The following is a 1,206-nucleotide window of genomic DNA, read 5'->3' on the forward strand; positions in this document are numbered from 1 at the left end:
CGGCGTCCACCAGCCCGCCCTGGTGCGTCCCCGTGAGGGCGGGGGCTATGAGATCGTAGCGGGCCATAGGCGGCAGCGGGCTTGCGAGCTGGCGGGCTACAAGAATATGCCCTGTATCGTCCGGGAAATGACGGACGATCAGGCAATCCTTGCTATGACGGACGACAACCTGCGCCACCGTGAAACGATCCTGCCCAGTGAAAAGGCGGCGGCCTTGCAGCAGCAGTACGAGGCCATCAAGCACCAGGGGGCGCGGGGCGACGGCGCGGACATTGGCAAGCTGTCCCTGGACAAAGTGGGTGAGCGCAACGGCATGAGCGGCAAGACGGTCCAGCGGTACATTTATCTCAATGACCTTGTGCCGGAGCTGAAACAGCTCATGGACGGCGGCAAGATGTCGTTCACCCCCGCCGTGGAGATTTCCCGTATCAGGACCGAGCACCAAAAGTATATCGCCGTCTCTATTGAGGGGCAGCAGTCGTCCCCCTCCAAGGCCCAGGCCAAGAAGCTGCGGGAGATGGACGAGAAGAACCAGCTCAACCCGGACGTGATCGACGCGGTGTTGAGCCAGGAGAAGAAAAAGGAGGATTTCGACGTGATCATCAGTTCTGCGGAGTTGGCCCAGTTTTTCGGCAAGGACAAGACGCCCCGTGAGATGAAGGACCAGATCATGGCCCTGCTGGGGGAGTGGAAGGACAAGCAGCCCCCGGAGCTGGGCAAGGGCACGAAGAAAGTGGATCGGGAGAAGTGAGCGAACATCTGGACACCGTGTCCAGATGTTTTTCGTTCCCCCTGTTCCCGCTTCATTCATGCGCCGTCCCCTTGTGAGTAGGACGGCCCTGGTGGTATATCCCCCGTCGCCGCGCCACCCATAGCACAGCCGGGGCCCCCTGTCAAGGGCAAAGCCGCCGCTGCGCGGCGGTGCTCCGCACCCTTGACAGGGGGCCCCGGCTGTGCTACTCCCACGGCGCGACGGGGGATATATCCTCCAGAGCCGCCCCCCTTTCCCAAGAATGGGAAAGGGGCGGGGGGAAAAGGGTTGAACGCTTCTCTCCAAACCATTCTGTTTGTACCTATCCCCAACACTCTATCCTATATCTGAAATGGAGGTCTTACCAATGAAAATGCCCCTGGCGTATGTCACCGCCGCATGGAGCGGCGACCCCACGGAGGCGACGGAGCAGGCCGTCCGGTACTGTCGGGCGG

At 61.6% G+C, this 1,206-nt stretch carries 1 protein-coding gene; it reads left to right on the forward strand.

Going from position 1 to position 1,206, the window contains the following annotated elements:
• The coding region (locus tag QZ332_RS13735) for a ParB N-terminal domain-containing protein (protein WP_295766470.1) at positions 1–751 on the forward strand (751 nt) is incomplete at its 5' end.
• Between the last annotated feature and the right edge of the window lie 455 nt (positions 752–1,206).

Source organism: uncultured Oscillibacter sp. (genome assembly GCF_910584465.1).
Taxonomy (GTDB): Bacteria; Bacillota; Clostridia; order Oscillospirales; family Oscillospiraceae; genus Oscillibacter.